The organism is Thermomonospora echinospora (assembly GCF_900108175.1).
Classification (GTDB): Bacteria; Actinomycetota; Actinomycetes; order Streptosporangiales; family Streptosporangiaceae; genus Thermomonospora; species Thermomonospora echinospora.
The window spans coordinates 419,595-441,354 of the sequence record NZ_FNVO01000004.1; the positions used below are offsets into that span (position 1 = coordinate 419,595).

At 68.4% G+C, this 21,760-nt stretch carries 35 protein-coding genes; 33 read left to right on the plus strand and 2 right to left on the minus strand.

Going from position 1 to position 21,760, the window contains the following annotated elements; all coding sequences use genetic code 11:
• From fusA to C4U03_RS12335, 27 genes are all read left to right on the plus strand, one after another.
• On the plus strand, positions 1-2,112 hold the full coding sequence (gene fusA, locus C4U03_RS12205) for an elongation factor G (RefSeq protein ID WP_103937827.1): 2,112 nt from the start codon (positions 1-3) through the stop codon (positions 2,110-2,112).
• A gap of 112 nt (positions 2,113-2,224) precedes the next feature.
• Positions 2,225-3,418, plus strand: coding sequence for an elongation factor Tu (tuf, locus tag C4U03_RS12210; RefSeq protein ID WP_103937828.1), 1,194 nt, complete (start codon positions 2,225-2,227; stop codon positions 3,416-3,418).
• A gap of 100 nt (positions 3,419-3,518) precedes the next feature.
• Complete coding sequence (gene rpsJ, locus C4U03_RS12215; RefSeq protein WP_012854632.1) at positions 3,519-3,827, plus strand: 30S ribosomal protein S10; 309 nt, start codon at positions 3,519-3,521, stop codon at positions 3,825-3,827.
• Positions 3,828-3,841: 14 nt separating this feature from the next.
• A complete protein-coding gene (gene rplC / locus C4U03_RS12220) occupies positions 3,842-4,492 on the plus strand; it encodes a 50S ribosomal protein L3 (protein ID WP_103937829.1) in 651 nt (216 codons plus the stop codon).
• The gene (gene rplD / locus C4U03_RS12225; RefSeq protein ID WP_103937830.1) at positions 4,489-5,106 is read left to right on the plus strand and encodes a 50S ribosomal protein L4; all 618 of its coding nucleotides are present in this window, start codon (positions 4,489-4,491) and stop codon (positions 5,104-5,106) included. The genes rplC and rplD overlap by 4 nt, the downstream gene beginning before the upstream one ends.
• Positions 5,103-5,405 (plus strand): 50S ribosomal protein L23, encoded by a 303-nt coding sequence (rplW, locus tag C4U03_RS12230; RefSeq protein ID WP_103937831.1) that lies wholly within the window; start codon positions 5,103-5,105, stop codon positions 5,403-5,405. The genes rplD and rplW overlap by 4 nt, the downstream gene beginning before the upstream one ends.
• A gap of 36 nt (positions 5,406-5,441) precedes the next feature.
• Positions 5,442-6,275 carry a 50S ribosomal protein L2 gene (gene rplB, locus C4U03_RS12235; RefSeq protein WP_103937832.1) on the plus strand — a complete coding sequence of 278 codons (834 nt, stop codon included), beginning with the start codon at positions 5,442-5,444 and terminating at the stop codon, positions 6,273-6,275.
• Positions 6,276-6,284: 9 nt separating this feature from the next.
• A complete protein-coding gene (gene rpsS, locus C4U03_RS12240) occupies positions 6,285-6,566 on the plus strand; it encodes a 30S ribosomal protein S19 (protein ID WP_103937833.1) in 282 nt (93 codons plus the stop codon).
• A gap of 122 nt (positions 6,567-6,688) precedes the next feature.
• Positions 6,689-7,069 (plus strand): 50S ribosomal protein L22, encoded by a 381-nt coding sequence (gene rplV / locus C4U03_RS12245; RefSeq protein ID WP_103937834.1) that lies wholly within the window; start codon positions 6,689-6,691, stop codon positions 7,067-7,069.
• Entirely contained in the window at positions 7,069-7,917 is an 849-nt protein-coding gene (rpsC, locus tag C4U03_RS12250; protein ID WP_103937835.1) for a 30S ribosomal protein S3, read from the plus strand. Before rplV ends, rpsC begins: the two co-directional genes overlap by 1 nt.
• A 7-nt stretch (positions 7,918-7,924) precedes the next feature.
• On the plus strand, positions 7,925-8,344 hold the full coding sequence (rplP, locus tag C4U03_RS12255) for a 50S ribosomal protein L16 (protein WP_103937836.1): 420 nt from the start codon (positions 7,925-7,927) through the stop codon (positions 8,342-8,344).
• Positions 8,344-8,598, plus strand: coding sequence for a 50S ribosomal protein L29 (gene rpmC, locus C4U03_RS12260; RefSeq protein WP_103937837.1), 255 nt, complete (start codon positions 8,344-8,346; stop codon positions 8,596-8,598). The genes rplP and rpmC overlap by 1 nt, the downstream gene beginning before the upstream one ends.
• Positions 8,591-8,872: a 30S ribosomal protein S17 gene (gene rpsQ, locus C4U03_RS12265; RefSeq protein WP_103937838.1), complete on the plus strand. Its 282-nt coding sequence runs from the start codon at positions 8,591-8,593 to the stop codon at positions 8,870-8,872. The genes rpmC and rpsQ overlap by 8 nt, the downstream gene beginning before the upstream one ends.
• A 67-nt stretch (positions 8,873-8,939) precedes the next feature.
• Complete coding sequence (gene rplN / locus C4U03_RS12270; protein WP_103937839.1) at positions 8,940-9,308, plus strand: 50S ribosomal protein L14; 369 nt, start codon at positions 8,940-8,942, stop codon at positions 9,306-9,308.
• On the plus strand, positions 9,308-9,610 hold the full coding sequence (rplX, locus tag C4U03_RS12275; protein ID WP_103937840.1) for a 50S ribosomal protein L24: 303 nt from the start codon (positions 9,308-9,310) through the stop codon (positions 9,608-9,610). Before rplN ends, rplX begins: the two co-directional genes overlap by 1 nt.
• A 5-nt stretch (positions 9,611-9,615) precedes the next feature.
• The gene (gene rplE, locus C4U03_RS12280) at positions 9,616-10,191 is read left to right on the plus strand and encodes a 50S ribosomal protein L5 (protein WP_103937841.1); all 576 of its coding nucleotides are present in this window, start codon (positions 9,616-9,618) and stop codon (positions 10,189-10,191) included.
• 16 nt (positions 10,192-10,207) lie between these two features.
• Positions 10,208-10,393 (plus strand): type Z 30S ribosomal protein S14, encoded by a 186-nt coding sequence (locus tag C4U03_RS12285; RefSeq protein WP_103937842.1) that lies wholly within the window; start codon positions 10,208-10,210, stop codon positions 10,391-10,393.
• Positions 10,394-10,522: 129 nt separating this feature from the next.
• Positions 10,523-10,921, plus strand: a complete 399-nt coding sequence (rpsH, locus tag C4U03_RS12290; RefSeq protein ID WP_103937843.1) for a 30S ribosomal protein S8 — start codon at positions 10,523-10,525, stop codon at positions 10,919-10,921.
• Between the two features lie 16 nt (positions 10,922-10,937).
• The gene (rplF, locus tag C4U03_RS12295; RefSeq protein WP_103937844.1) at positions 10,938-11,495 is read left to right on the plus strand and encodes a 50S ribosomal protein L6; all 558 of its coding nucleotides are present in this window, start codon (positions 10,938-10,940) and stop codon (positions 11,493-11,495) included.
• 2 nt (positions 11,496-11,497) lie between these two features.
• Entirely contained in the window at positions 11,498-11,884 is a 387-nt protein-coding gene (rplR, locus tag C4U03_RS12300; protein WP_103937845.1) for a 50S ribosomal protein L18, read from the plus strand.
• A 61-nt stretch (positions 11,885-11,945) separates the two neighbouring features.
• Positions 11,946-12,569 (plus strand): ribosomal protein S5, encoded by a 624-nt coding sequence (gene rpsE, locus C4U03_RS12305; RefSeq protein ID WP_456119801.1) that lies wholly within the window; start codon positions 11,946-11,948, stop codon positions 12,567-12,569.
• Positions 12,566-12,748: a 50S ribosomal protein L30 gene (gene rpmD / locus C4U03_RS12310; RefSeq protein ID WP_103937847.1), complete on the plus strand. Its 183-nt coding sequence runs from the start codon at positions 12,566-12,568 to the stop codon at positions 12,746-12,748. The genes rpsE and rpmD overlap by 4 nt, the downstream gene beginning before the upstream one ends.
• Before the next feature lie 2 nt (positions 12,749-12,750).
• Entirely contained in the window at positions 12,751-13,212 is a 462-nt protein-coding gene (gene rplO, locus C4U03_RS12315; protein WP_103937848.1) for a 50S ribosomal protein L15, read from the plus strand.
• 213 nt (positions 13,213-13,425) lie between these two features.
• Entirely contained in the window at positions 13,426-14,718 is a 1,293-nt protein-coding gene (secY, locus tag C4U03_RS12320; RefSeq protein WP_200827200.1) for a preprotein translocase subunit SecY, read from the plus strand.
• Complete coding sequence (locus tag C4U03_RS12325; protein WP_103937850.1) at positions 14,718-15,371, plus strand: adenylate kinase; 654 nt, start codon at positions 14,718-14,720, stop codon at positions 15,369-15,371. The genes secY and C4U03_RS12325 overlap by 1 nt, the downstream gene beginning before the upstream one ends.
• Positions 15,372-15,416: 45 nt before the next feature.
• Positions 15,417-16,256 carry a type I methionyl aminopeptidase gene (gene map / locus C4U03_RS12330; RefSeq protein WP_103938001.1) on the plus strand — a complete coding sequence of 280 codons (840 nt, stop codon included), beginning with the start codon at positions 15,417-15,419 and terminating at the stop codon, positions 16,254-16,256.
• A gap of 9 nt (positions 16,257-16,265) precedes the next feature.
• The gene (locus C4U03_RS12335) at positions 16,266-16,709 is read left to right on the plus strand and encodes a DUF1707 SHOCT-like domain-containing protein (protein WP_103937851.1); all 444 of its coding nucleotides are present in this window, start codon (positions 16,266-16,268) and stop codon (positions 16,707-16,709) included.
• Positions 16,710-16,747: 38 nt separating this feature from the next.
• Here the strand turns inward: C4U03_RS12335 and C4U03_RS12340 are convergent, their stop codons facing one another.
• Positions 16,748-17,569 (minus strand): phosphodiesterase, encoded by an 822-nt coding sequence (locus tag C4U03_RS12340; protein WP_103937852.1) that lies wholly within the window; start codon positions 17,567-17,569, stop codon positions 16,748-16,750.
• Between the two features lie 116 nt (positions 17,570-17,685).
• The gene (locus C4U03_RS12345; RefSeq protein WP_103937853.1) at positions 17,686-18,267 is read right to left on the minus strand and encodes a hypothetical protein; all 582 of its coding nucleotides are present in this window, start codon (positions 18,265-18,267) and stop codon (positions 17,686-17,688) included.
• Between the two features lie 248 nt (positions 18,268-18,515).
• Between C4U03_RS12345 and infA the strand changes: the two genes are divergently transcribed.
• From infA to C4U03_RS12375, 6 genes are all read left to right on the plus strand, one after another.
• Positions 18,516-18,737: a translation initiation factor IF-1 gene (infA, locus tag C4U03_RS12350; RefSeq protein WP_067912209.1), complete on the plus strand. Its 222-nt coding sequence runs from the start codon at positions 18,516-18,518 to the stop codon at positions 18,735-18,737.
• Positions 18,738-18,814: 77 nt separating this feature from the next.
• Entirely contained in the window at positions 18,815-18,928 is a 114-nt protein-coding gene (gene rpmJ, locus C4U03_RS12355; protein WP_103937854.1) for a 50S ribosomal protein L36, read from the plus strand.
• Between the two features lie 186 nt (positions 18,929-19,114).
• On the plus strand, positions 19,115-19,495 hold the full coding sequence (gene rpsM, locus C4U03_RS12360; protein WP_103937855.1) for a 30S ribosomal protein S13: 381 nt from the start codon (positions 19,115-19,117) through the stop codon (positions 19,493-19,495).
• A gap of 45 nt (positions 19,496-19,540) precedes the next feature.
• Positions 19,541-19,942, plus strand: a complete 402-nt coding sequence (gene rpsK / locus C4U03_RS12365) for a 30S ribosomal protein S11 (protein ID WP_103937856.1) — start codon at positions 19,541-19,543, stop codon at positions 19,940-19,942.
• Between the two features lie 19 nt (positions 19,943-19,961).
• Entirely contained in the window at positions 19,962-20,591 is a 630-nt protein-coding gene (gene rpsD / locus C4U03_RS12370) for a 30S ribosomal protein S4 (RefSeq protein WP_103937857.1), read from the plus strand.
• A 98-nt stretch (positions 20,592-20,689) separates the two neighbouring features.
• Positions 20,690-21,703: a DNA-directed RNA polymerase subunit alpha gene (locus C4U03_RS12375; protein ID WP_103937858.1), complete on the plus strand. Its 1,014-nt coding sequence runs from the start codon at positions 20,690-20,692 to the stop codon at positions 21,701-21,703.
• Positions 21,704-21,760: the final 57 nt, after the last annotated feature.

Below are 21,760 nucleotides of genomic sequence, written 5' to 3' on the forward strand. Positions count from 1 at the left end.
GTGGCTACCAAGACCGGTGTAGACCTGGCCAAGGTCCGCAACATCGGGATCATGGCCCATATCGACGCGGGCAAGACCACGACGACCGAGCGCATCCTGTACTACACCGGGATGAGCTACAAGATCGGCGAGGTCCACGACGGCGCCGCCACCACCGACTTCATGGAGCAGGAGCAGGAGCGGGGGATCACCATCACCTCCGCCGCCGTGACCTGCCGGTGGCCCGTGGACAGCGTCGAGCACACCATCAACATCATCGACACCCCGGGGCACGTCGACTTCACCGTCGAGGTGGAGCGGTCGCTGCGGGTGCTCGACGGTGCGGTGGCGGTGTTCGACGGTGTCGCCGGTGTGGAGCCGCAGTCGGAGACCGTGTGGCGCCAGGCCGACCGGTACGGCGTGCCGCGGATCTGCTTCGTCAACAAGCTCGACCGGGTCGGCGCGGAGTTCCACCGCTGCGTCGACATGATCGAGAACCGGCTGAACGCGGTTCCGCTGGTGATGCAGCTGCCGATCGGCGCCGAGGCCGACTTCCGGGGCGTCATCGACCTGGTGAAGATGAAGGCCCTGGTGTGGAACACCGAGGCCAAGCTGGGCGAGATGTACGACGAGGTCGACATCCCCGACAGCCACGCCGAGGCCGCCACCGAGTGGCACGACAAGCTGATCGAGACGCTCGCCGAGGCCGACGACGAGATCATGGAGCTGTACCTGGAGGGCAACGAGCCCACCGTCGAGCAGCTGATCCCGGCGATCCGGCGCGCGACCATCGCCAGCAAGCTCACCCCGGTGCTGTGCGGCACGGCCTTCAAGAACAAGGGCGTGCAGCCGCTGCTGGACGCGATCGTCCGCTACCTGCCCTCGCCGCTGGACATCGAGGCCATCGAGGGCACGGACATGCGCGACGAGGAGAAGGCCATCGCGCGCAAGCCGAGCGAGGACGAGCCGTTCTCCGCGCTGGCGTTCAAGATCATGAGCGACCCGCACCTGGGCAAGCTGACCTTCGTGCGCGTCTACTCGGGCGTCCTGGAGTCCGGCTCCACCGTGCTCAACTCGGTCAAGGACCGCAAGGAGCGCATCGGCAAGATCTACCGGATGCACGCCAACAAGCGTGAGGAGATCGAGCGTGTCGGCGCCGGCGACATCGTCGCGGTGATGGGTCTCAAGCAGACCACCACCGGCGAGACGCTGTGCGACGACAAGGCCCCGGTGGTCCTGGAGTCGATGACCTTCCCGGCGCCGGTGATCAACGTCGCCATCGAGCCGAAGACCAAGGGCGACCAGCAGAAGCTGGGCACCGCGATCCAGCGGCTGGCCGAGGAGGACCCCTCCTTCCAGGTCCGTACCGACCAGGACACCGGCCAGACCATCATCTGGGGGATGGGTGAGCTCCACCTGGAGATCCTCGTCGACCGGATGAAGCGCGAGTTCAAGGTCGAGGCCAACGTGGGCCGCCCGCAGGTGGCCTACCGCGAGACCATCACCAAGAAGGTCGAGAAGGTCGAGTACACCCACAAGAAGCAGACGGGTGGCTCGGGCCAGTTCGGCCGGGTGATCATCGACCTGGAGCCGCTGGGCGACGGCAACGACGGCTACGAGTTCGAGAACAAGGTCACCGGTGGCCGCATCCCGCGGGAGTTCATCCCGTCGGTCGACGCCGGCTGCCAGGAGGCCGCCGAGTTCGGCGTGCTCGCCGGGTACCCGATGGTGGGGGTCAAGGTCACCCTGCAGGATGGTGCCTACCACGAGGTCGACTCCTCGGAGATGGCCTTCAAGGTCGCCGGTTCCATGGCGTTCAAGGAGGCGGCCCGCAAGGCCAAGCCCACGCTGCTGGAGCCGATGATGGCCGTGGAGGTCACCACCCCCGAGGACAACATGGGCGACGTGATCGGCGACCTGAACAGCCGCCGCGGTCACATCCAGTCCATGGACGAGCGGGCCGGCATGCGGGTCGTCAAGGCCATCGTGCCGCTGTCGGAGATGTTCGGCTACGTGGGTGATCTGCGCAGCAAGACCCAGGGCCGGGCTGTTTTCACCATGCAGTTCGACTCCTACGCGGAGGTGCCGAGCAACGTCGCGCAGGAGATCATCGCCAAGGCGCGGGGCGAGTAGCCTCCTCCGGGCCTAGCCCAGATCACCAGGCCGGGCGGCGGCACGCCGCCGCCCGGCGACACCCGGAACCAAGCGGTCGCGTCTGCGGCCGAGACGCAACAAGGAGACACCAGTGGCGAAGGCCAAGTTCGAGCGGACCAAGCCGCACGTGAACATCGGCACCATCGGGCACATCGACCACGGTAAGACCACCCTTACCGCGGCGATCACCAAGGTGCTCCACGACAAGTACCCGGACATCAACCCGTTCACGCCGTTCGAGGACATCGACAAGGCCCCCGAGGAGCGCGAGCGTGGTATCACCATCTCGATCGCGCACGTCGAGTACCAGACCGAGGCGCGCCACTACGCCCACGTCGACTGCCCGGGTCACGCCGACTACATCAAGAACATGATCACCGGTGCCGCGCAGATGGACGGCGCCATCCTGGTGGTGGCCGCCACCGACGGCCCGATGCCGCAGACCAAGGAGCACGTGCTGCTGGCCCGTCAGGTCGGCGTGCCCTACATCGTCGTCGCCCTGAACAAGTGCGACATGGTCGACGACGAGGAGATCCTGGAGCTGGTCGAGCTCGAGGTCCGCGAGCTGCTGAGCGAGTACGAGTTCCCGGGCGACGACGTCCCGGTCGTTCGCGTCTCGGCGTTCCAGGCCCTGCAGGGCGACGAGAAGTGGGCCGACTCCATCGTCGAGCTCATGAACGCGGTGGACGAGAACGTCCCCGAGCCGGTGCGCGACACCGACAAGCCGTTCCTGATGCCGATCGAGGACGTGTTCTCGATCACCGGCCGCGGCACCGTGGTGACCGGCCGGATCGAGCGTGGCGTGGTCAACGTCAACGAGGAAGTCGAGATCATCGGCATCAAGGAGGAGGCGACCAAGACCACCGTCACCGGTGTCGAGATGTTCCGCAAGCTCCTCGACCAGGGCCAGGCCGGTGACAACGTCGGCCTGCTGCTGCGCGGCATCAAGCGCGAGGACGTCGAGCGCGGCCAGTGTGTCATCAAGCCGGGCACCAACACCCCGCACACCGAGTTCGAGGCGCAGGTCTACATCCTGTCCAAGGACGAGGGCGGCCGGCACACCCCCTTCTTCAACAACTACCGTCCGCAGTTCTACTTCCGGACCACGGACGTCACCGGCGTGGTGCACCTGCCCGAGGGCACCGAGATGGTCATGCCGGGCGACAACACCGAGATGCGCGTCGAGCTGATCCAGCCGATCGCCATGGAGGAGGGCCTGAAGTTCGCCATCCGTGAGGGCGGCCGGACCGTCGGCGCCGGTCGCGTCACCAAGATCATCAAGTAACACACCGTCGGAGCGGCGGCCCGGCCGCCCAGGCCGGGCCGCCGCACCACGGAGAGCAGAAAACCCAGCGGCACTACCAGCAAAGGACACCGAGGCCACCATGGCGGGACAGAAGATCCGCATCCGGCTCAAGGCCTACGACCATGAGGTCATCGACTCCTCGGCGAAGAAGATCGTCGAGACGGTGACGCGGACGGGCGCCAAGGTCGCGGGCCCGGTGCCGCTGCCGACCGAGAAGAACGTGTACTGCGTCATCCGCTCGCCGCACAAGTACAAGGACTCGCGCGAGCACTTCGAGATGCGCACGCACAAGCGGCTGATCGACATCATCGATCCGACGCCCAAGACGGTCGACTCGCTGATGCGGCTCGACCTCCCGGCCGGCGTCGACATCGAGATCAAGCTCTAGAGGACGCACCCACGATGAGTAAGCAGAGCAAGGGCGTCCTGGGCGAGAAGCTCGGCATGACCCAGGTCTTCGACGATGAGGGCCGGATCGTTCCGGTGACCGTCGTCCAGGCCGGGCCGTGCGTCGTCACCCAGATCCGTACGCCCGACAACGACGGCTACAGCGCCGTCCAGATCGGCTACGGCCAGGTGGACCCGCGCAGGGTGAACAAGCCCCGCACGGGGCACTTCGAGAAGGCCGGCGTGACCCCGCGCCGGTTCCTGATCGAGCTGCGCACCGACGACGCCTCCGAGTACACCCTCGGCCAGGAGATCACCGTCGAGGTCTTCGAGGCCGGCCAGAAGATCGACGTCACCGGCACCAGCAAGGGCAAGGGCACCGCGGGTGTCATGAAGCGCCACGGCTTCCGCGGCCTCGGCGCCTCGCACGGCACCCAGCGCAAGCACCGCTCGCCGGGCTCGATCGGCGGCTGCGCGACCCCGGGTCGCGTCTTCAAGGGCCTGCGCATGGCCGGGCGGATGGGCAACGTCCGCAAGACCGTGCAGAACCTGACCATCCACGCCATCGACGCGGACAAGGGCCTGCTGCTCATCAAGGGCGCCGTCCCCGGTCCCAACGGCGGCCTGGTGCTGGTCCGCGACGCAGTGAAGGGAACGGGCAAGTGAGCAAGCTCGATGTCGAACTGCCCGCCGAGATCTTCGACGCCAAGACCAGTGTGCCGCTGATCCACCAGGTGGTCGTGGCGCAGGAGGCCGCGGCCCGCCAGGGCACCCACGCCACCAAGACCCGCGGCGACGTCCGCGGCGGTGGCAAGAAGCCGTACCGGCAGAAGGGCACCGGCCGCGCCCGCCAGGGCTCGACCCGCGCGCCCCAGTTCGCCGGCGGCGGCACCGTGCACGGGCCCCAGCCGCGGGACTACTCGCAGCGTACGCCCAAGAAGATGAAGGCCGCCGCGCTGCGCGGCGCCCTGTCCGACCGTGCCCGGCACGGCCGGGTGCACGTGGTGGACGCCCTCGTCGAGGGGGACACCCCCAAGACCAAGGCGGCGCTGGCGGCGCTGCGCGAGATCACCCAGGCCAAGCGCGTGCTGGTGGTCCTCGACCGCGAGGACGAGCTGACCTGGAAGAGCCTGCGCAACGAGCCCAGCGTGCACCTGCTGGCCCAGGACCAGCTCAACACCTACGACGTGATGGTGAGCGACGACGTGGTCTTCACGCAGGCCGCGTACGAGGCGTTCATCGCACGCGCGACGAACAAGAAGGGAGGAGGCGACAAGTGAGCAGGATCGCCGACCCCCGGGACATCATCATCGCGCCGGTCGTCTCGGAGAAGAGCTACGGCCTGCTGGACGAGAACAAGTACACCTTCATCGTCCGGCCGGACGCCAACAAGGTCCAGATCAGGCAGGCGGTCGAGGCCGTGTTCGGGGTCAAGGTGACCAGCGTGAACACGATCAACCGCAAGGGCAAGCGCAAGCGGACCCGCTTCGGCTACGGCAAGCGCAAGGACACCAAGCGCGCCATCGTCGGGCTGGCTGAGGGCGACCGGATCGACATCTTCGGCGGTCCGACCGCCTGAGCGGTCCGCCGAGTGAAAAAGGGATGAACGAAAAAGATGGGCATCCGTAAGTACAAGCCGACGACCCCCGGGCGTCGCGGCTCCAGCGTGGCCGACTTCGTCGAGCTCACGCGCCGCGAGCCGGAGAAGTCGCTGCTGCGTCCGCTGCCGAAGAAGGGCGGGCGCAACAACCACGGTCGCATCACCACCCGGCACCAGGGCGGTGGCCACAAGCGGGCGTACCGGCTGATCGACTTCCGCCGCGCCGACAAGGACGGCATCCCGGCGAAGGTCGCGCACATCGAGTACGACCCCAACCGCACCGCCCGGATCGCGCTGCTGCACTACGTGGACGGCGAGAAGCGGTACATCCTGGCTCCGCAGGGCCTCAAGCAGGGCGACCGCGTCGAGAACGGGCCGGGCTCGGACATCAAGCCGGGCAACTGCCTGCCGCTGCGCAACATCCCGACCGGTACGGTCGTGCACGCCATCGAGCTGCGCCCCGGCGGCGGCGCCAAGCTGGCCCGCTCCGCGGGCGCCGGCTGCCAGCTGCTGGCCAAGGAGGGCAAGTACGCCACGCTGCGCATGCCCTCCGGTGAGATGCGGATGGTGGACGTGCGCTGCCGGGCCACCGTCGGCGAGGTCGGCAACGCCGAGCAGTCCAACATCAACTGGGGCAAGGCCGGCCGGATGCGCTGGAAGAACAAGCGCCCGACCGTCCGCGGTGTGGCCATGAACCCGATCGACCACCCGCACGGTGGTGGTGAGGGCAAGACCTCCGGTGGCCGCCACCCGGTCAACCCCAAGGGCAAGAAGGAAGGCCGTACCCGCCAGGCCAACAAGGCCAGCGACCGGCTGATCGTCCGTCGGCGCAGCAAGAAGAAGCGGTAGGAGTACGCCATGCCACGTAGCCTGAAGAAGGGCCCGTTCGTGGACGACCACCTGCTGAAGAAGGTGGAGACGCAGAACGAGAAGGGCACCAAGAACGTCATCAAGACGTGGTCGCGCCGGTCGATGATCATCCCGGAGATGATCGGGCACACCATCGCGGTCCACGACGGCCGTAAGCACGTGCCGGTGTTCGTCACCGACGCCATGGTCGGCCACAAGCTCGGCGAGTTCGCTCCCACGCGGACGTTCCGCAGCCACGTCAAGGAAGACCGCCGCAGCCGTCGCGGCTGAGCGGACGCAGGGATCGCGGAGGACGCGCCGACGAGTGAGCGCAGTGGCCGGTGAGAAATGAGCCGTCCGCGCAGCGAACGAGAAGGCGTGTCCGACCAGGAAGCAGGAGAGAGGGAACAGCGATGGAAGCCAGGGCCCAGGCGCGGTTCATCCGTGTCACGCCCAGGAAGGCCCGCCGCGTGGTGGACCTCATCCGCGGCCTTCCCGCCGCGGAGGCTCAGGCGGTGCTGCGGTTCGCCCCCCAGGCTGCGAGCGAGCCGGTGGGCAAGGTGCTGGCGAGCGCCATCGCCAACGCCGAGCACAACTTCAAGCTCGACACCGACACGCTCGTCGTGAGCCGGGCGTGGGTCGACGAGGGGCCGACGCTCAAGCGCTTCCGGCCTCGCGCCCAGGGCCGGGCTTACCGGATCAACAAGCGCACCAGCCACATCACCGTGATCGTCGAGCCTCGGGAGAGCGCGACGGCCGGTAACGGCGCGGGCAGGAAGAGGAGGACCCGCTAGTGGGTCAGAAGATCAACCCGCACGGGTTCCGACTGGGCATCACCACCGACTTCAAGTCCCGGTGGTACGCCGACAAGCTGTACAAGGACTACGTCAAGGAAGACGTCGCGATCCGCCGCATGCTGCAGAAGGGCATGGAGCGGGCCGGCATCTCCAAGGTCGAGATCGAGCGCACTCGCGACCGCGTCCGGGTGGACATCCACACCGCGCGTCCGGGCATCGTGATCGGCCGGCGTGGCGCCGAGGCCGACCGCATCCGGGGCGACCTGGAGAAGCTGACCGGCAAGCAGGTTCAGCTGAACATCCTCGAGGTCAAGAACCCCGAGATCGACGCGCAGCTGGTCGCCCAGGGCGTGGCCGAGCAGCTGTCCAGCCGGGTGGCGTTCCGCCGGGCGATGCGCAAGGCCATCCAGTCCGCGATGAAGAGCGGCGCCAAGGGCATCAAGGTGCAGTGCGGCGGCCGGCTCGGCGGCGCGGAGATGTCCCGCTCGGAGTTCTACCGCGAGGGCCAGGTCCCGCTGCACACGCTGCGCGCCGACATCGACTACGGCTTCTACGAGGCCCGTACGACGTTCGGCCGGATCGGCGTCAAGGTGTGGATCTACAAGGGCGAGGCCCCGACCAGCCGCGCCGAGCGCGAGGCCCGTGCGGCCCAGCAACGCTCCGGCCCCGGCGGCGGTGGCGGCGAGCGTCGTGGCCGTGGCGGTGACCGCCGCGGTGGCCGTGGTGGCGAGCGTCGTGGCGGTCGTGGTGGCCGTGGCGGTGACCGTCAGCAGCAGAGTTCGGAGCAGCAGGCCCAGCCGACCGCCGAGTCGGCGGCGCCCGCTCCCAGTGGTGAGGGGAGCTGAGTGATCCATGCTGATCCCTCGCAAGGTCAAGCACCGTAAGCAGCATCACCCCAAGCGCCGTGGCATGGCCAAGGGCGGTACGAAGGTCACCTTCGGCGAGTTCGGCATCCAGGCCGTCGAGGGCGCGTACGTGACCAACCGGCAGATCGAGGCCGCGCGTATCGCCATGACCCGGCACATCAAGCGTGGCGGCAAGGTGTGGATCAACATCTTCCCGGACCGCCCGCTGACCAAGAAGCCGGCCGAGACCCGGATGGGTTCCGGCAAGGGCTCGCCGGAGTGGTGGATCGCCAACGTCAAGCCGGGCCGCGTGATGTTCGAGATCTCGTACCCCAACGAGGCCATCGCCCGGGAGGCGCTGACCCGCGCGATCCACAAGCTCCCCATGAAGTGCAAGATCGTCAAGCGAGAGGTGGGTGAGTCCTGATGGCCAAGGGTCTTACCGCCGACGAGCTGCGGACCGAGCCCGAGGACCAGCTGGTGACGAAGCTGAAGGAGGCGAAGGAGGAGCTGTTCAACCTCCGCTTCCAGGCCGCCACCGGTCAGCTGGACAACCACGGGCGGCTGCGCCAGGTCAAGCGCGAGATCGCCCGTATCTACACGGTGATGCGCGAGCGCGAGCTCGGCATCGTGACGGTCGCCGAGGAGCCCGTGGCGCAGGAGGACGAGAACAATGGCTGAGCAGGCGCAGGCCGAGGGCGCCAAGCGTCCCTCCCGCAAGATCGCCGAGGGCCTCGTGGTCAGCGACAAGATGGACAAGACCGTCGTCGTGGCCGTCGAGGACCGGGTGAAGCACCGCAAGTACCACAAGATCATTCGCCGGACCACCCGGTACAAGGCGCACGACGAGGCCAACGAGTGCGGCGTCGGCGACCGCGTCCGGCTGATGGAGACCCGGCCGCTGTCGGCCACCAAGCGGTGGCGCGTGGTCGAGATCCTCGAGAAGGCCAAGTAATTACTGGTTCCACCAGGCTCCGCCCGCAGCGGCGGGCGGAGAACCGGTGTGACGAACAGGAGTTGACGTGATCCAGCAGGAGTCGCGACTCAAGGTCGCCGACAACACGGGTGCCAAGGAGATCCTGTGCATCCGGGTTCTCGGTGGCTCGGGTCGGCGCTACGCGGGAGTCGGCGACATCATCGTCGCGACGGTGAAGGACGCCCTTCCCGGCGCGGGCGTGAAGAAGGGTGACGTCGTCAAGGCCGTCGTCGTGCGCACCCGCAAGGAGCGCCGCCGCGCCGACGGCTCCTACATCCGCTTCGACGAGAACGCGGCCGTCCTGATCAAGGACGGCGGCGACCCGCGGGGCACCCGCATCTTCGGCCCGGTGGGCCGGGAGCTGCGCGAGAAGAAGTTCATGCGAATCATCTCGCTCGCCCCGGAGGTGCTGTGATGAAGATCAGGAAGGGCGACGAGGTCGTCGTCATCGCCGGCAAGGACAAGGGTGCGACCGGCAAGGTCATCCACGCCGACCCGCGCCGTGAGCGGGTGACCGTCGAGGGCGTCAACCTCATCAAGAAGAACACCAAGGCCGACCCGCAGGGCAAGGGCGGCGGGGTCATCACCCGCGAGGCGTCGCTGCACATCAGCAACGTGGCGCTGGTCGAGGACGGCAAGCCGGTCCGGGTCGGTTACAAGATCAATGAGGACGGCACGAAGGTCCGGATCTCGCGCCGTACCGGCAAGGAGATCTGACGATCATGACCGAGACCACCACCGAGCGGCCGGTGCCGCAGCCGCGGCTCAAGCTCCGCTACCGCGAGGAGATCACCAAGTCCCTCCAGGAGCAGTTCGGCTACGCCAACGTCATGCAGATCCCCGGTCTGGTGAAGATCGTGGTGAACATGGGTGTGGGCGAGGCGGCCCGCGACGCCAAGCTGATCGAGGGCGCGATCCGCGACCTGTCCCTGATCACCGGCCAGAAGCCCAGCGTCAACCGGGCCAAGAAGTCCATCGCCCAGTTCAAGCTGCGCGAGGGCATGCCGATCGGCGCGCACGTGACGCTGCGCGGCGACCGGATGTGGGAGTTCCTGGACCGGCTGCTGTCGCTGGCGCTGCCGCGCATCCGTGACTTCCGCGGCCTGTCGCCCAAGCAGTTCGACGGCAACGGCAACTACACCTTCGGGCTGACCGAGCAGGTCATGTTCCACGAGGTGGACCCGGACAAGGTGGACCGCCAGCGCGGTATGGACATCACCGTGGTGACGTCCGCCACGACCGACGACGAGGGCCGGGCGCTCCTTCGGGCCCTGGGCTTCCCCTTCAAGGAAAGCTGAACGAGGAGAACCAGGAATGGCGAAGAAGGCGCTGATCGCCAAGGCCGCCCGCAAGCCCAAGTTCGGGGTGCGCGCGTACACTCGGTGTTCGCGTTGCGGGCGTCCCCGCTCCGTCTACCGCAAGTTCGGCCTGTGCCGGGTCTGCTTCCGGGAGATGGCGCACCGCGGCGAGCTGCCCGGCATCACCAAGTCGAGCTGGTAACGGCTCTGTAGGAAATAGCAACCGGGCGCCCGGCGAGTCCCCCGCCTCCGCGGGGGAACCCGGCGCCCACGACCACGCCGAAGGTCCGCCCACAGGGTGGAAACCGCGGTGGGGAGGGGCCTGTAGGCCATGACGATGACCGACCCGATCGCAGACATGCTGACACGTCTGCGGAACGCGAACTCGGCGTACCACGACACCGTGGCCATGCCGTACTCGAAGATCAAGGCGCACATCGCCGAGATCCTCCAGCAGGAGGGGTACATCTCCGCCTGGCACGTGGAGGACGCCGAGGTCGGCAAGAAGCTCGTGATCGACCTGAAGTTCGGCCCGACCCGGGAGCGTTCGATCGCCGGGATCAAGCGGGTCTCCAAGCCGGGTCTGCGGGTGTACGCGAAGAAGGACAACCTGCCGAAGGTGCTGGGCGGGCTGGGCGTGGCGATCATCTCCACGTCCTCCGGCCTGATGACCGACAAGCAGGCCGGCAAGCGCGGCGTGGGCGGCGAAGTCCTCGCCTACGTCTGGTGAGGGGAGGGCACAGAACATGTCTCGTATCGGACGTCTGCCCATCGCCGTCCCCAGCGGCGTCGACATCAGCATCGACGGCCAGGCCGTCACGGTGAAGGGGCCCAAGGGCGAACTGAAGCACACCGTCGCCGAGCCGATCGAGGTGAAGCTCGAGGACGGCAACGTCACGGTCGCCCGGCCCAACGACGTCAACACCGTCCGCGCGCTGCACGGGCTGACCCGCACGCTCATCGCGAACATGGTCGAGGGCGTCACCAAGGGCTACAGCAAGACCCTGGAGGTCCGGGGCGTCGGCTACACGGCCGCCGCCAAGGGCTCCGACCAGGTGGAGCTCAAGCTCGGCTACAGCCACCCGATCACCTACAAGGCGCCCGAGGGCATCACCCTGCGGGTCGAGACCGTGCGGCGTGACCAGATCAACGCTCTGATCCACGTGGACGGCATCGACAAGCAGAAGGTCGGCGAGGTCGCCGCCAACATCCGCAAGTTCCGCAAGCCTGATGTCTACAAGGGCAAGGGCGTGCGTTACCAGGGTGAGCAGGTCCGCAAGAAGGTCGGAAAGGCTGGTAAGTAGTCATGGCAGCAGGCAAGCCGGTGACCGGCAGGGTCACGTCGGCTCGGGCCAAGTCCCGAGCCCGTCGGCACCTGCGGGTCCGCAAGAAGGTCGTCGGCACCGCCGAGCGGCCGCGCCTGGTCGTGACCCGCTCCACCAAGCACATGTTCGCCCAGGTGATCGACGACACCGTCGGCCACACGCTGGCCTCGGCGTCGACCATGGAGGCCGACCTGCGCGCCGCCGACGGCGACAAGACCGCCAAGTCCCGCCAGGTCGGCGAGCTGCTGGCCGCCCGGGCCCGCGAGGCCGGTGTCGCCAAGGTCGTCTTCGACCGGGGCGGCAACAGGTACCACGGGCGGATCGCCGCGCTGGCGGACGGCGCCCGTGAGGGCGGGCTGGAGTTCTGATGGCGGCCCGGGGACCAGAACTGATGGTCCGTATCACGTCCAGTAACGAGAGGAACCACTGATGGCAGCGCAGAGGCGCGGTGGCGGTCAGGGTGGCGACCGCCGTGACGGCCGCCGCGACGACCGCCGCGGTGGCGCCGACAAGGGACAGTCGTACATCGAGCGCGTCGTAGCGATCAACCGCGTCGCGAAGGTCGTCAAGGGTGGTCGGCGCTTCAGCTTCACCGCCCTGGTGGTCGTCGGTGACGGCAACGGCACGGTCGGCGTCGGCTACGGCAAGGCCAAGGAGGTGCCCGCGGCGATCGCCAAGGGCGTCGAGGAGGCCAAGAAGCACTTCTTCAAGGTGCCGCGGATCCAGGGGACCATCCCGCACACCTCGCAGGGCGAGGCGGCGGCCGGCGTGGTGCTGCTGCGCCCGGCCAGCCCCGGTACCGGTGTCATCGCCGGTGGCCCGGTGCGCGCGGTGCTGGAGGCCGCCGGCATCCACGACGTGCTGAGCAAGTCGCTGGGCAGCTCCAACGCGATCAACATCGTGCACGCCACGGTGGCGGCGCTCAAGCAGCTGAACCGTCCGGAGGAGATCGCCGCCAAGCGCGGTCTGCCGCTGGAGGATGTGGCCCCGGCTGCGATGCTGCGGGCCCGCGCCGCCGGCAGCGAGCCCAGGGCGGAGGCCGCGGCGTCATGAGCCAGCTGAAGATCACGCAGATCAAGTCGCGGATCAGCGAGAAGCAGAACCAGCGTGACACGCTGCGTACCCTGGGGCTGCGGCGGATCGGCCACAGCGTCGTCCGCGAGGACACCCAGCAGGTGCGCGGCATGATCCGGACGGTGTCGCACCTGGTCGCCGTCGAGGAGGTCGACTGATCATGGCGGACGTCACCGAGGGCACCCCCCTCAAGGTGCACGACCTGCGTCCCGCCCCCGGCGCCAACAAGCGCAAGGTCCGCAAGGGCCGGGGCGAGGCGTCCAAGGGCAAGACCGCCGGCCGTGGCACCAAGGGCACCAAGGCCCGTTCCACCGTGCCGGTCGGTTTCGAGGGCGGCCAGATGCCGCTGATCCGGCGGGTTCCCAAGCTCAAGGGCTTCAAGAACCCGTTCCGGGTCGAGTACCAGGTGGTCAACCTGGACAAGCTGACCGAGCTGTACCCGCAGGGCGGCGAGGTCACCCCCGAGGACCTGGTGGCCAAGGGTGCGGTTCGCAAGAACCAGCCGGTCAAGGTGCTCGGCAACGGCGAGATCTCCGTCGCGGTGCAGGTGCGGGCGCACGCCTTCTCCGCCTCCGCCAAGGAGAAGATCGCCGCCGCCGGTGGCTCCACCGACGTGCTGTAGGCACGGCAGGACCATGCCGATGACGTCGCCGGGGCTCACCTCCCGTTCGCTGAGGGCCGTAAGGCTCCCCGCGCGCGGGGGGCGAGCCCCGGTCGCGTCTGCTGTTAGAGTTCGACCGGCGCGCTACCACACCACAGGGGTGTGGTACGACGCCTTCCACGCAGGACCCGGCCCGCAATGCGGCCATCTATACCGATTCGCGCAGGAGGACTGGTGCTAACGGCGATCACTCGGGCGTTCCGTACCCCCGACCTGCGCAAAAAGTTGCTGTTCACGCTGTTCATCATCGTGGTGTTCCGGATCGGCTCACAGCTGCCGACCCCCGGGGTGAACACCGAGGCGATCCGGCAGGCGGTGGAGGGCGCCCGTAACAGCGACCAGGGCCAGCTCTACGGGCTGGTGGACCTGTTCAGCGGCGGCGCGCTGCTGAAACTGTCGGTCTTCGCGCTGGGCATCATGCCGTACATCACGGCGAGCATCATCCTGCAACTGCTGACGGTGGTGATCCCACGGCTGGAGGCCCTCAAGAAGGAGGGCCAGGCCGGCACCACGAAGATCACGCAGTACACCCGGTACCTGACCATCGGGCTGGCGATCCTGCAGGCCACCGGAATCGTGGCGATGGCCGCGACCGGGCGGCTGTTCCCCAACGCACCCGACGTGCTCTACAAGACCGACATGTTCACCATCATCACCATGGTCGTGGTGATGACCGCGGGCACCTCGGTGATCATGTGGCTGGGCGAGCTGGTCACCGACCGGGGCGTCGGCAACGGGATGTCGATCCTGATCTTCACCCAGGTGGTGGCGGTCTTCCCGGCCCAGTTCTGGGCCATCTACAAGACCAAGGGCGCCTTCGCGTTCGCCCTGGTCATGCTGGTCGGTCTGGCGATCATGGCCGGTGTGGTGTTCGTGGAGCAGGCCCAGCGCCGCATCCCGGTGCAGTACGCCAAGCGGATGGTCGGCCGGCGAATGTACGGCGGCACCTCCACCTACATCCCGCTCAAGGTCAACCAGGCCGGCATCATCCCTGTGATCTTCGCCTCGTCGCTGCTGTACCTGCCGGTGCTGGCGACCCAGCTGTGGCCGGAGAACAAGTGGATGATCAAGCTCCAGCCCTACCTGCAGCAGGACAACGCCTGGCACATGGCGGTCTTCTTCGCCTTCATCATCTTCTTCACCTACTTCTACGTCGCGATCACCTTCAACCCCACTGAAGTCGCCGACAACATGAAGAAGTATGGTGGGTTCATCCCAGGCATCCGTCCGGGCCGGCCCACCGCCGAGTACCTCGACTACGTGCTGACCCGGATCACCACACCCGGTGCACTGTACCTGGGGCTCGTCTCGTTGATCCCGATGGTCGCCTTCGCTCTTATGGAGGCCACGAACGACTTCCCGTTCGGCGGGACGAGCATCCTCATCGTCGTCGGCGTCGGACTGGATACCGTGAAGCAGATCGAAAGCCAGCTGCAGCAGCGCAACTACGAGGGCTTCCTCCGGTAGTGCGCATCGTTCTCGTGGGCCCCCCTGGAGCGGGCAAGGGGACACAGGCCCAGTTCATCGCATCTCATCTGTCCGTCCCGAAGATCTCGACAGGTGACATCTTCCGCGCGAACGTCAGCGGCGGGACCGAGCTCGGCCGCAAGGCCAAGCAGTACATGGACCGGGGTGATCTGGTCCCTGACGAGATCACCATCGCCATGGTCCGGGACCGGCTGGGCGAGGACGACGCCCGGGACGGGTTCCTGCTGGACGGCTTCCCGCGCAACGTGCCGCAGGCGCAGACCCTCAAGAAGATCCTCGACTCCGAGTGGGGCGCCAAGCTGGACTTGGTGCTGGAACTGGTGGTCGACGAGGACGAGGTGGTCCGTCGGCTGTCGGGCCGCCGCACCTGCGGGCAGTGCGGCAAGATCTGGCACGTCGACTGGGACGACAAGAAGGACGACCTCTGCGACGACTGCGGCGGCCGGCTGTTCCAGCGGGACGACGACAAGGAGGAGGTCGTCCGGCACCGCCTGGAGGTCTACCAGGAACAGACCGCCCCCCTGGTGTCGTTCTACGCCGATGAGGGCATTCTGGTCGGCATCGACGCGACCGGGCCGGTAGAGGAGGTCACCGAGCGGGCGCTGCAGGCGATCCGCCGGTTCGGCGCTTGATCACCGTCCGTCGGTTCCGCGAGTGGCCGTATGCCCGCGGAACCGATGAGAGGGGAAGAACACGTGTGGGGTAGGCGCAGGCGGGGTCCGGCCGTGCAGATCAAGAGCCCGGAGCAGGTGGAGCTGATGCGCGCCGCCGGGCTGCTGGTGGGACGGACCCTGGAACTGCTGCGGGAGGCGGTCAAGCCCGGCATCACCACCGCCGACCTGGACGCCGTCGCCGAGGACAACATCCGCTCCCACGGCGGGGTGCCGTCCTTCAAGGGGTACCACGGGTTCCCCGCGACGATCTGCGCCTCGGTGAACGAGGAGATCGTGCACGGCATCCCCAGCCCCCACAAGGTGCTGCGGGAGGGCGACGTGATCTCCATCGACTGCGGCGCCATCGTGGAGGGCTGGCACGGGGACGCCGCGATCACCGTTCCGGTCGGTGAGATCACCGAGGAGCAGCGCAGGCTGCTGGAGGTCACCGAGGCCTCGCTGTGGCACGGCCTGGCGGCCGGCGTGGCGGGAGCGCACCTGACCGACATGTCGCACGCGATCGAGTCCTACATCCGCTCTCAGGGGCGCTACGGCATCGTCGAGGGGTACGGCGGGCACGGCATCGGCACCCAGATGCACATGGACCCGCTGATCCCCAACCACGGGGCGCCCGGGTACGGGCCGGTCTTGGAGCCCGGCATGTGCTTCGCGGTCGAGCCGATGGTCAACCTCGGTACCAAGGCGACCCGGGAGCTGGACGACGGCTGGACGGTGGTCACCACCGACGGCCGCCACTCGGCCCACTTCGAGCACACCTTCGCGGTGACGGAGGACGGCCCGCGGGTGCTCACCGCGCTGGACGAGGGTCGCAGCTGGTTCGCCCGGCTCGGCGTCCGTGCGTAGGGCGGGCCGATGACGCCTCCAGACCCCGGGATGCGGGCCTCTGACGCCGACCGTGACCGGGTGGCCGAGTCGCTGCGCGAGCACTGCGCGGTGGGCAGGATCACCGTGGACGAACTGCAGGAGCGGCTGGAGGCCGTCTACGTCTCCAAGACGTTCGGGGAGCTGTCGCGGGTCACCGCCGACCTGCCCGAGGAGGACCTGTACGAGCGGCCGGTGCCGGCGCGCGGGGCCGCCTCCGCCACTGTGGCCAAGCGCCCGCAGGGCGAGCTCGCCCAGCGCGGGATGCGGGCCGTGTGGGCGACCTGGGCGATGGTCAGCGCGATCAACTTCACCGTCTGGCTGGCGCTGGCGCTCACCGGCGAGGTCGTCTACCCGTGGTGGATCTGGGTGGCCGGGCCGTGGGGCGCGGTGCTGCTGGCCGGGACGCTCTTCGGCGGCCGACGCCGCCACTGAGCCGCCGCCGAGCCGCCGCGCCCCGGAGCCGGCGGACCTCAGTCGACGTGCATCAGCGGGCGGTAGTTGCCCGTCGGGACGAAGTGGGAGACCGCCGGGCGCCCGCCGCCGATGATGTGCACGGCGAACCCGGCCGGCTCACCGGTCACCGCGGCCTGGCCGGGCCTGCTGGTGTCCAGGAAGATCTGCCGGTACGTGCTGGGGCAGGTGGTGGCGGTGACCCCACCGACGGAGCCGGCCGAGGCCCGGTGCACATGCCCGCTGATCACCCGTTCCACCTGCGGGTGCCGGGCCAGGACGGCACCGAACGCGGCCGGGTCGCACAGCGCCAGCTCGTCCAGGAAGCGCACCCCCACCGGGAACGGCGGGTGGTGGGTGGCCACCACCGTGGGCGTGCCGGGCCCGGCGGCCAGGGCGGCCTCCAGCCAGGCCAGCCGGCCGGCGTCCAGCTCTCCGTGGGCCTGGCCGGGCACGGTCGTGTCGCAGCACACCAGGCGGATGCCGGCGACCTCGACGGCGTACTGGAAGGGGGCCTGTGGGTCCCGGTCGTCGTGGGCGGCCACCACCGCGACGTGGTCGGCGAACACCGACCGCAGGGCGGCGCGGTCGTCGTGGTTGCCGGGCAGCGGGAACACCGGCATCGGCAGCGGCGACAGCAGGGCGTGCAGCCGGGCGTACTCGGCGGGCAGCCCGTTGTCGGTCAGATCCCCGGTGAGCACCAGGCAGTCCGGTCGTTCCGGCAGGGCCAGCAGGCTCGACACGGCGTTGCGCAGGGCGCGGACCGGTCCGGAGCGGTCGTCGACCTCGCCGTCGGCCCCGACGGCCAGATGGATGTCACTGAGCTGCGCGATGATCGTCATTGATCCTCTTCCCGATGCGGGACGGCGCGCGCCGTCCCGCCGATCCGCACCCGCTCCCTCGGGCATGACGCGACGCCCGTGCCGGGCGGGGCCGCCGGGAAGCGATGGTGGCAGGGTCAGGCTACGTGCGACAGTACGGCCGACAGTGCCGAGGTGACCTCTTCGGGGGCGGGAGCGACCTGCGGCACCACGTCCCGCAGCGCCAGCCAGCCGTTGATGGCCCGTGAGGTGGGGCCGGCCTCGCGCAGCTGCGGGTCGTGCACGCCGTACCAGGCGGCCACCCGTGACCAGCGCCACAGCCGGTGCCCGGAACTGGTGGTCTCGGAGGCGGGGAAGTTGCCCGGTCCGCGGGTGCCGCGGATCGACAGCCGCACCGACTCCAGGCTGCGGCCCACCCGCTCGGCGATGTCGCGCATGGACAGCAGCGGGTCGGCCTCCACCGACAGCACCCGCAGGCCGGGGGCGTCGGCCACCGGCCCCAGCCCCTCCAACTGCTCGATGACCTCCATGATGGCCGCCGACAGCGAGGACGCCTGCCAGCGGCAGCTCGCCTGGCCGGGCTGCTCGTTCCCGCGCAGCGCCTGCATGTCCCGGACGAACGCCACCGTGACGTTCCCGTAGGTGCGCTGGAACAGCGGGTCGAGCTCGGCCTCCAGGAGGGGACGGCTGAGGATCAGCTCGAAGTCGTAGTTCGGCATGCCGATCCTCCTCAGACGTCTCCTTCAGGAAAGGTACAACGGCCGAGGCGGTAAACTCGGGTGTGGAGCGGTGCCGGCCGTCGAGTCGCCGCCCGATTTCGCGTTTGGCGAGCCGGTGACGTAGACTCCTGAGTCGGTCCGTTTTCGGTCGCCTGATGTCCCATGCCTTCGAGCCTGGGCGTGGCCGTGTCCTCCCCGTGGGGAGCCGGGCCGCACCCAGACGAACCGAGCAGTGAAGCGCGGAGGACATGCCCAAGAAAGAAGGGGCCATCGAGATCGAGGGCACCGTCGTCGAGTCTCTCCCGAACGCCATGTTCCGGGTGGAGCTGGACAACGGGCACAAGGTGCTCGCCCACATCAGCGGCAAGATGCGGATGCACTACATCCGGATCCTGCCGGACGACCGGGTCGTCGTGGAGTTGAGCCCCTACGACCTCACCCGCGGCCGGATCGTCTACCGCTACAAGTAACGACACAACACGATCACTGCGGTTGCCTCTCCTCCGTGTGGCAGCGGGGGAGCGACCCTGATCAGTAGGAGACCACAGTGAAGGTCAAGCCGAGCGTCAAGAAGATCTGCAACAAGTGCCGGGTGATCCGCCGTCACGGCCGGGTCATGGTCATCTGCCAGGACCCGCGGCACAAGCAGCGTCAGGGCTGACGCGCGACAGACGCGACACGCACAAGCTCATCGCAACCTTCACACGGTCGCCGTACGACCTCCTTCGGGGTCGTACGGCATGGCTGTGTGTGGGGGACCCCCGGACGGAGGCCGGGGCCGCCGCCCGGGCAGGGGCGGGGAGCGTGATGGGCCAGACCTCCGCGAGCAGAAGGGAACTGCCCGACGATGGCACGCCTCGTTGGCGTCGACCTCCCGCGCGACAAGCGCCTTGAGGTCGCTCTCACCTACATCTACGGGATCGGCCGGACCCGCGCGCTGGAGACCCTGCGCGAGACCGGGATCAGCGGCGACCTGCGGGTCCACCAGCTCGGTGACGACGAGCTGGTCCGGCTCCGCGACTGGATCGACGCGAACTACAAGATCGAGGGCGACCTGCGCCGTGAGGTGCAGGCCGACATTCGCCGCAAGATCGAGATCGGGTGCTACCAGGGCATCCGGCACCGCCGCGGGCTTCCGGTGCACGGTCAGCGCACGCAGACCAACGCCCGTACCCGCAAGGGCAAGAAGAAGACCGTGGCCGGCAAGAAGAAGGCCGGCAAGAAGTAGTCCGGCGCATCCGGATCGATGACCTCACAGGAGTAGACGCAAGCGATGCCTCCCAGGAGCAAGGTCGGCGCCAAGAAGGTGCGCCGCAAGGAGAAGAAGAACGTCGCCCACGGGCACGCCCACATCAAGAGCACGTTCAACAACACGATCGTGTCGATCACCGACCCGAACGGCAACGTGATCTCGTGGGCCTCCTCGGGCCACGTGGGCTTCAAGGGCTCCCGCAAGTCGACCCCGTTCGCCGCCCAGCAGGCCGCCGAGGCCGCCGCCCGCCGGGCCATGGAGCACGGCATGCGCAAGGTCGACGTCTTCGTCAAGGGCCCGGGCTCGGGCCGCGAGACCGCCATCCGTTCGCTGCAGGCGACCGGGCTGGAGGTCGGCTCCATCCAGGACGTCACGCCCGTTCCGCACAACGGCTGCCGCCCGCCCAAGCGGCGTCGCGTCTGAGCCGGGGGGAGAGAGAAACATGGCTCGTTACACCGGCGCGGACTGCAAGCTCTGCCGTCGCGAGAAGATGAAGCTGTTCCTCAAGGGCAGCAAGTGCGAGGGGCCCAAGTGCCCGATCGAGATCCGGCCCTACCCGCCGGGTGAGCACGGTCGCGGCCGCCCCAAGGAGACCGAGTACCTGCTGCAGCTCCGGGAGAAGCAGAAGGCCCGCCGCATCTACGGCGTCCTGGAGAAGCAGTTCCACAACTACTACGAGCAGGCCAACAAGAAGACCGGCAAGACCGGCGACGTGCTGCTGCAGCTGCTGGAGCGGCGGCTGGACAACGTCGTCTACCGGGCCGGCTTCGCCAAGTCCCGGGACATGGCCCGCCAGCTGATCCGGCACGGCCACTTCCGGGTCAACGGCCGCAAGGTCGACATCCCGTCGTTCCTCGTCAGCGAGAACGACATCATCGAGGTCAAGCAGAAGTCGCTGGAGTACACGCCGTTCGTGGTCGCCAAGGCCGAGGCCGGCGAGCGTCCGGTCCCGGCGTGGCTGGAGGCCGTCGTCGAGCCGACCATGCGGATCCTCGTGCACTCCCTCCCGGTCCGGCAGCAGATCGACACGCCGGTCCAGGAGCAGCTGATCGTCGAGCTCTACTCCAAGTAAGGGCTCACCGCCCGGGCGGGATGCACCCGCTCCCGCCCGGGTACGCATCATCCGACGACGTCATATAGCGGGCGTCGTGGAACACAAGGGAGCACATCATGCTCATCGCTCAGCGTCCCACTCTCACCGAGGAGCAGGTCGAGGAGTACCGGTCGCGGTTCACCATCGAGCCGCTGGAGCCGGGCTTCGGTTACACGATCGGCAACTCGCTGCGCCGCACCCTGCTGTCGTCCATCCCGGGCGCCGCGGTCACCAGCATCCGCATCGAGGGCGTGCTGCACGAGTTCTCCACCGTTCCCGGGGTCAAGGAGGATGTCACCGACATCATCCTGAACCTCAAGGAGCTGGTGGTCTCCTCCGAGCACGACGAGCCCGTGGTGATGTACCTGCGCAAGCAGGGCCCGGGCGAGGTCACCGCCGCCGACATCGCGCCGCCGGCCGGTGTCGAGGTGCACAACCCCGACCTGCACATCGCCACGCTCAACAACAAGGCCAAGCTGGAGATGGAGCTGACCGTCGAGCGCGGTCGCGGCTACGTCTCGGCGGCCCAGAACAAGCAGCCGGGCCAGGAGATCGGCCGGATCCCGATCGACTCCATCTACTCGCCGGTCCTGAAGGTCACCTACAAGGTCGAGGCGACCCGAGTCGAGCAGCGCACCGACTTCGACCGCCTGATCATCGACGTGGAGACCAAGCACTCGATGCTGCCCCGCGACGCGGTGGCCAGCGCCGGCAAGACCCTGGTCGAGCTGTTCGGGCTGGCCCGCGAGCTGAACGTGGAGGCCGAGGGCATCGACATGGGCCCGTCCCAGGCCGACGCCGCGCTGGCGGCCGACCTGGCGCTGCCCATCGAGGAGCTCAACCTCACCGTCCGCTCCTACAACTGCCTCAAGCGCGAGGGCATCCACTCGGTCGGCGAGCTGGTCGCCCGCAGCGAGCAGGACCTGCTGGACATCCGCAACTTCGGCGCCAAGAGCATCGAAGAGGTCAAGCAGAAGCTGAACGACATGGGGCTGTCGCTGAAGGACTCCCCGCCCGGATTCGACCCGACCGCGGCGGCCGACAGCTACGGCGACGACGACGCCAGCTACGCCGAGACCGAGCAGTACTAGAGCCCGCCCGGCCCGTGCGCGAGCGCTTCGCCCGCGCACGGGCGGTACGGGTGTCGT

Bases quoted from the DNA above. Each gene is read 5' to 3' on its own strand.
- rpsJ (WP_012854632.1), top strand. From the start codon at position 3,519: ATGGCGGGACAGAAGATCCGCATCCGGCTCAAGGCCTACGACCATGAG.
- rplC (WP_103937829.1), top strand. From the start codon at position 3,842: ATGAGTAAGCAGAGCAAGGGCGTCCTGGGCGAGAAGCTCGGCATGACC.
- rplB (WP_103937832.1), top strand. From the start codon at position 5,442: ATGGGCATCCGTAAGTACAAGCCGACGACCCCCGGGCGTCGCGGCTCC.
- rpsS (WP_103937833.1), top strand. From the start codon at position 6,285: ATGCCACGTAGCCTGAAGAAGGGCCCGTTCGTGGACGACCACCTGCTG.
- rplV (WP_103937834.1), top strand. From the start codon at position 6,689: ATGGAAGCCAGGGCCCAGGCGCGGTTCATCCGTGTCACGCCCAGGAAG.
- rplP (WP_103937836.1), top strand. From the start codon at position 7,925: ATGCTGATCCCTCGCAAGGTCAAGCACCGTAAGCAGCATCACCCCAAG.
- rpmC (WP_103937837.1), top strand. From the start codon at position 8,344: ATGGCCAAGGGTCTTACCGCCGACGAGCTGCGGACCGAGCCCGAGGAC.
- rpsQ (WP_103937838.1), top strand. From the start codon at position 8,591: ATGGCTGAGCAGGCGCAGGCCGAGGGCGCCAAGCGTCCCTCCCGCAAG.
- rplX (WP_103937840.1), top strand. From the start codon at position 9,308: ATGAAGATCAGGAAGGGCGACGAGGTCGTCGTCATCGCCGGCAAGGAC.
- rplE (WP_103937841.1), top strand. From the start codon at position 9,616: ATGACCGAGACCACCACCGAGCGGCCGGTGCCGCAGCCGCGGCTCAAG.
- C4U03_RS12285 (WP_103937842.1), top strand. From the start codon at position 10,208: ATGGCGAAGAAGGCGCTGATCGCCAAGGCCGCCCGCAAGCCCAAGTTC.
- rpsH (WP_103937843.1), top strand. From the start codon at position 10,523: ATGACGATGACCGACCCGATCGCAGACATGCTGACACGTCTGCGGAAC.
- rplF (WP_103937844.1), top strand. From the start codon at position 10,938: ATGTCTCGTATCGGACGTCTGCCCATCGCCGTCCCCAGCGGCGTCGAC.
- rplR (WP_103937845.1), top strand. From the start codon at position 11,498: ATGGCAGCAGGCAAGCCGGTGACCGGCAGGGTCACGTCGGCTCGGGCC.
- rpsE (WP_456119801.1), top strand. From the start codon at position 11,946: ATGGCAGCGCAGAGGCGCGGTGGCGGTCAGGGTGGCGACCGCCGTGAC.
- rpmD (WP_103937847.1), top strand. From the start codon at position 12,566: ATGAGCCAGCTGAAGATCACGCAGATCAAGTCGCGGATCAGCGAGAAG.
- rplO (WP_103937848.1), top strand. From the start codon at position 12,751: ATGGCGGACGTCACCGAGGGCACCCCCCTCAAGGTGCACGACCTGCGT.
- map (WP_103938001.1), top strand. From the start codon at position 15,417: ATGAGAGGGGAAGAACACGTGTGGGGTAGGCGCAGGCGGGGTCCGGCC.
- C4U03_RS12335 (WP_103937851.1), top strand. From the start codon at position 16,266: ATGACGCCTCCAGACCCCGGGATGCGGGCCTCTGACGCCGACCGTGAC.
- C4U03_RS12340 (WP_103937852.1), bottom strand. From the start codon at position 17,569: ATGACGATCATCGCGCAGCTCAGTGACATCCATCTGGCCGTCGGGGCC.
- C4U03_RS12345 (WP_103937853.1), bottom strand. From the start codon at position 18,267: ATGCCGAACTACGACTTCGAGCTGATCCTCAGCCGTCCCCTCCTGGAG.
- infA (WP_067912209.1), top strand. From the start codon at position 18,516: ATGCCCAAGAAAGAAGGGGCCATCGAGATCGAGGGCACCGTCGTCGAG.
- rpsM (WP_103937855.1), top strand. From the start codon at position 19,115: ATGGCACGCCTCGTTGGCGTCGACCTCCCGCGCGACAAGCGCCTTGAG.
- rpsK (WP_103937856.1), top strand. From the start codon at position 19,541: ATGCCTCCCAGGAGCAAGGTCGGCGCCAAGAAGGTGCGCCGCAAGGAG.
- rpsD (WP_103937857.1), top strand. From the start codon at position 19,962: ATGGCTCGTTACACCGGCGCGGACTGCAAGCTCTGCCGTCGCGAGAAG.
- C4U03_RS12375 (WP_103937858.1), top strand. From the start codon at position 20,690: ATGCTCATCGCTCAGCGTCCCACTCTCACCGAGGAGCAGGTCGAGGAG.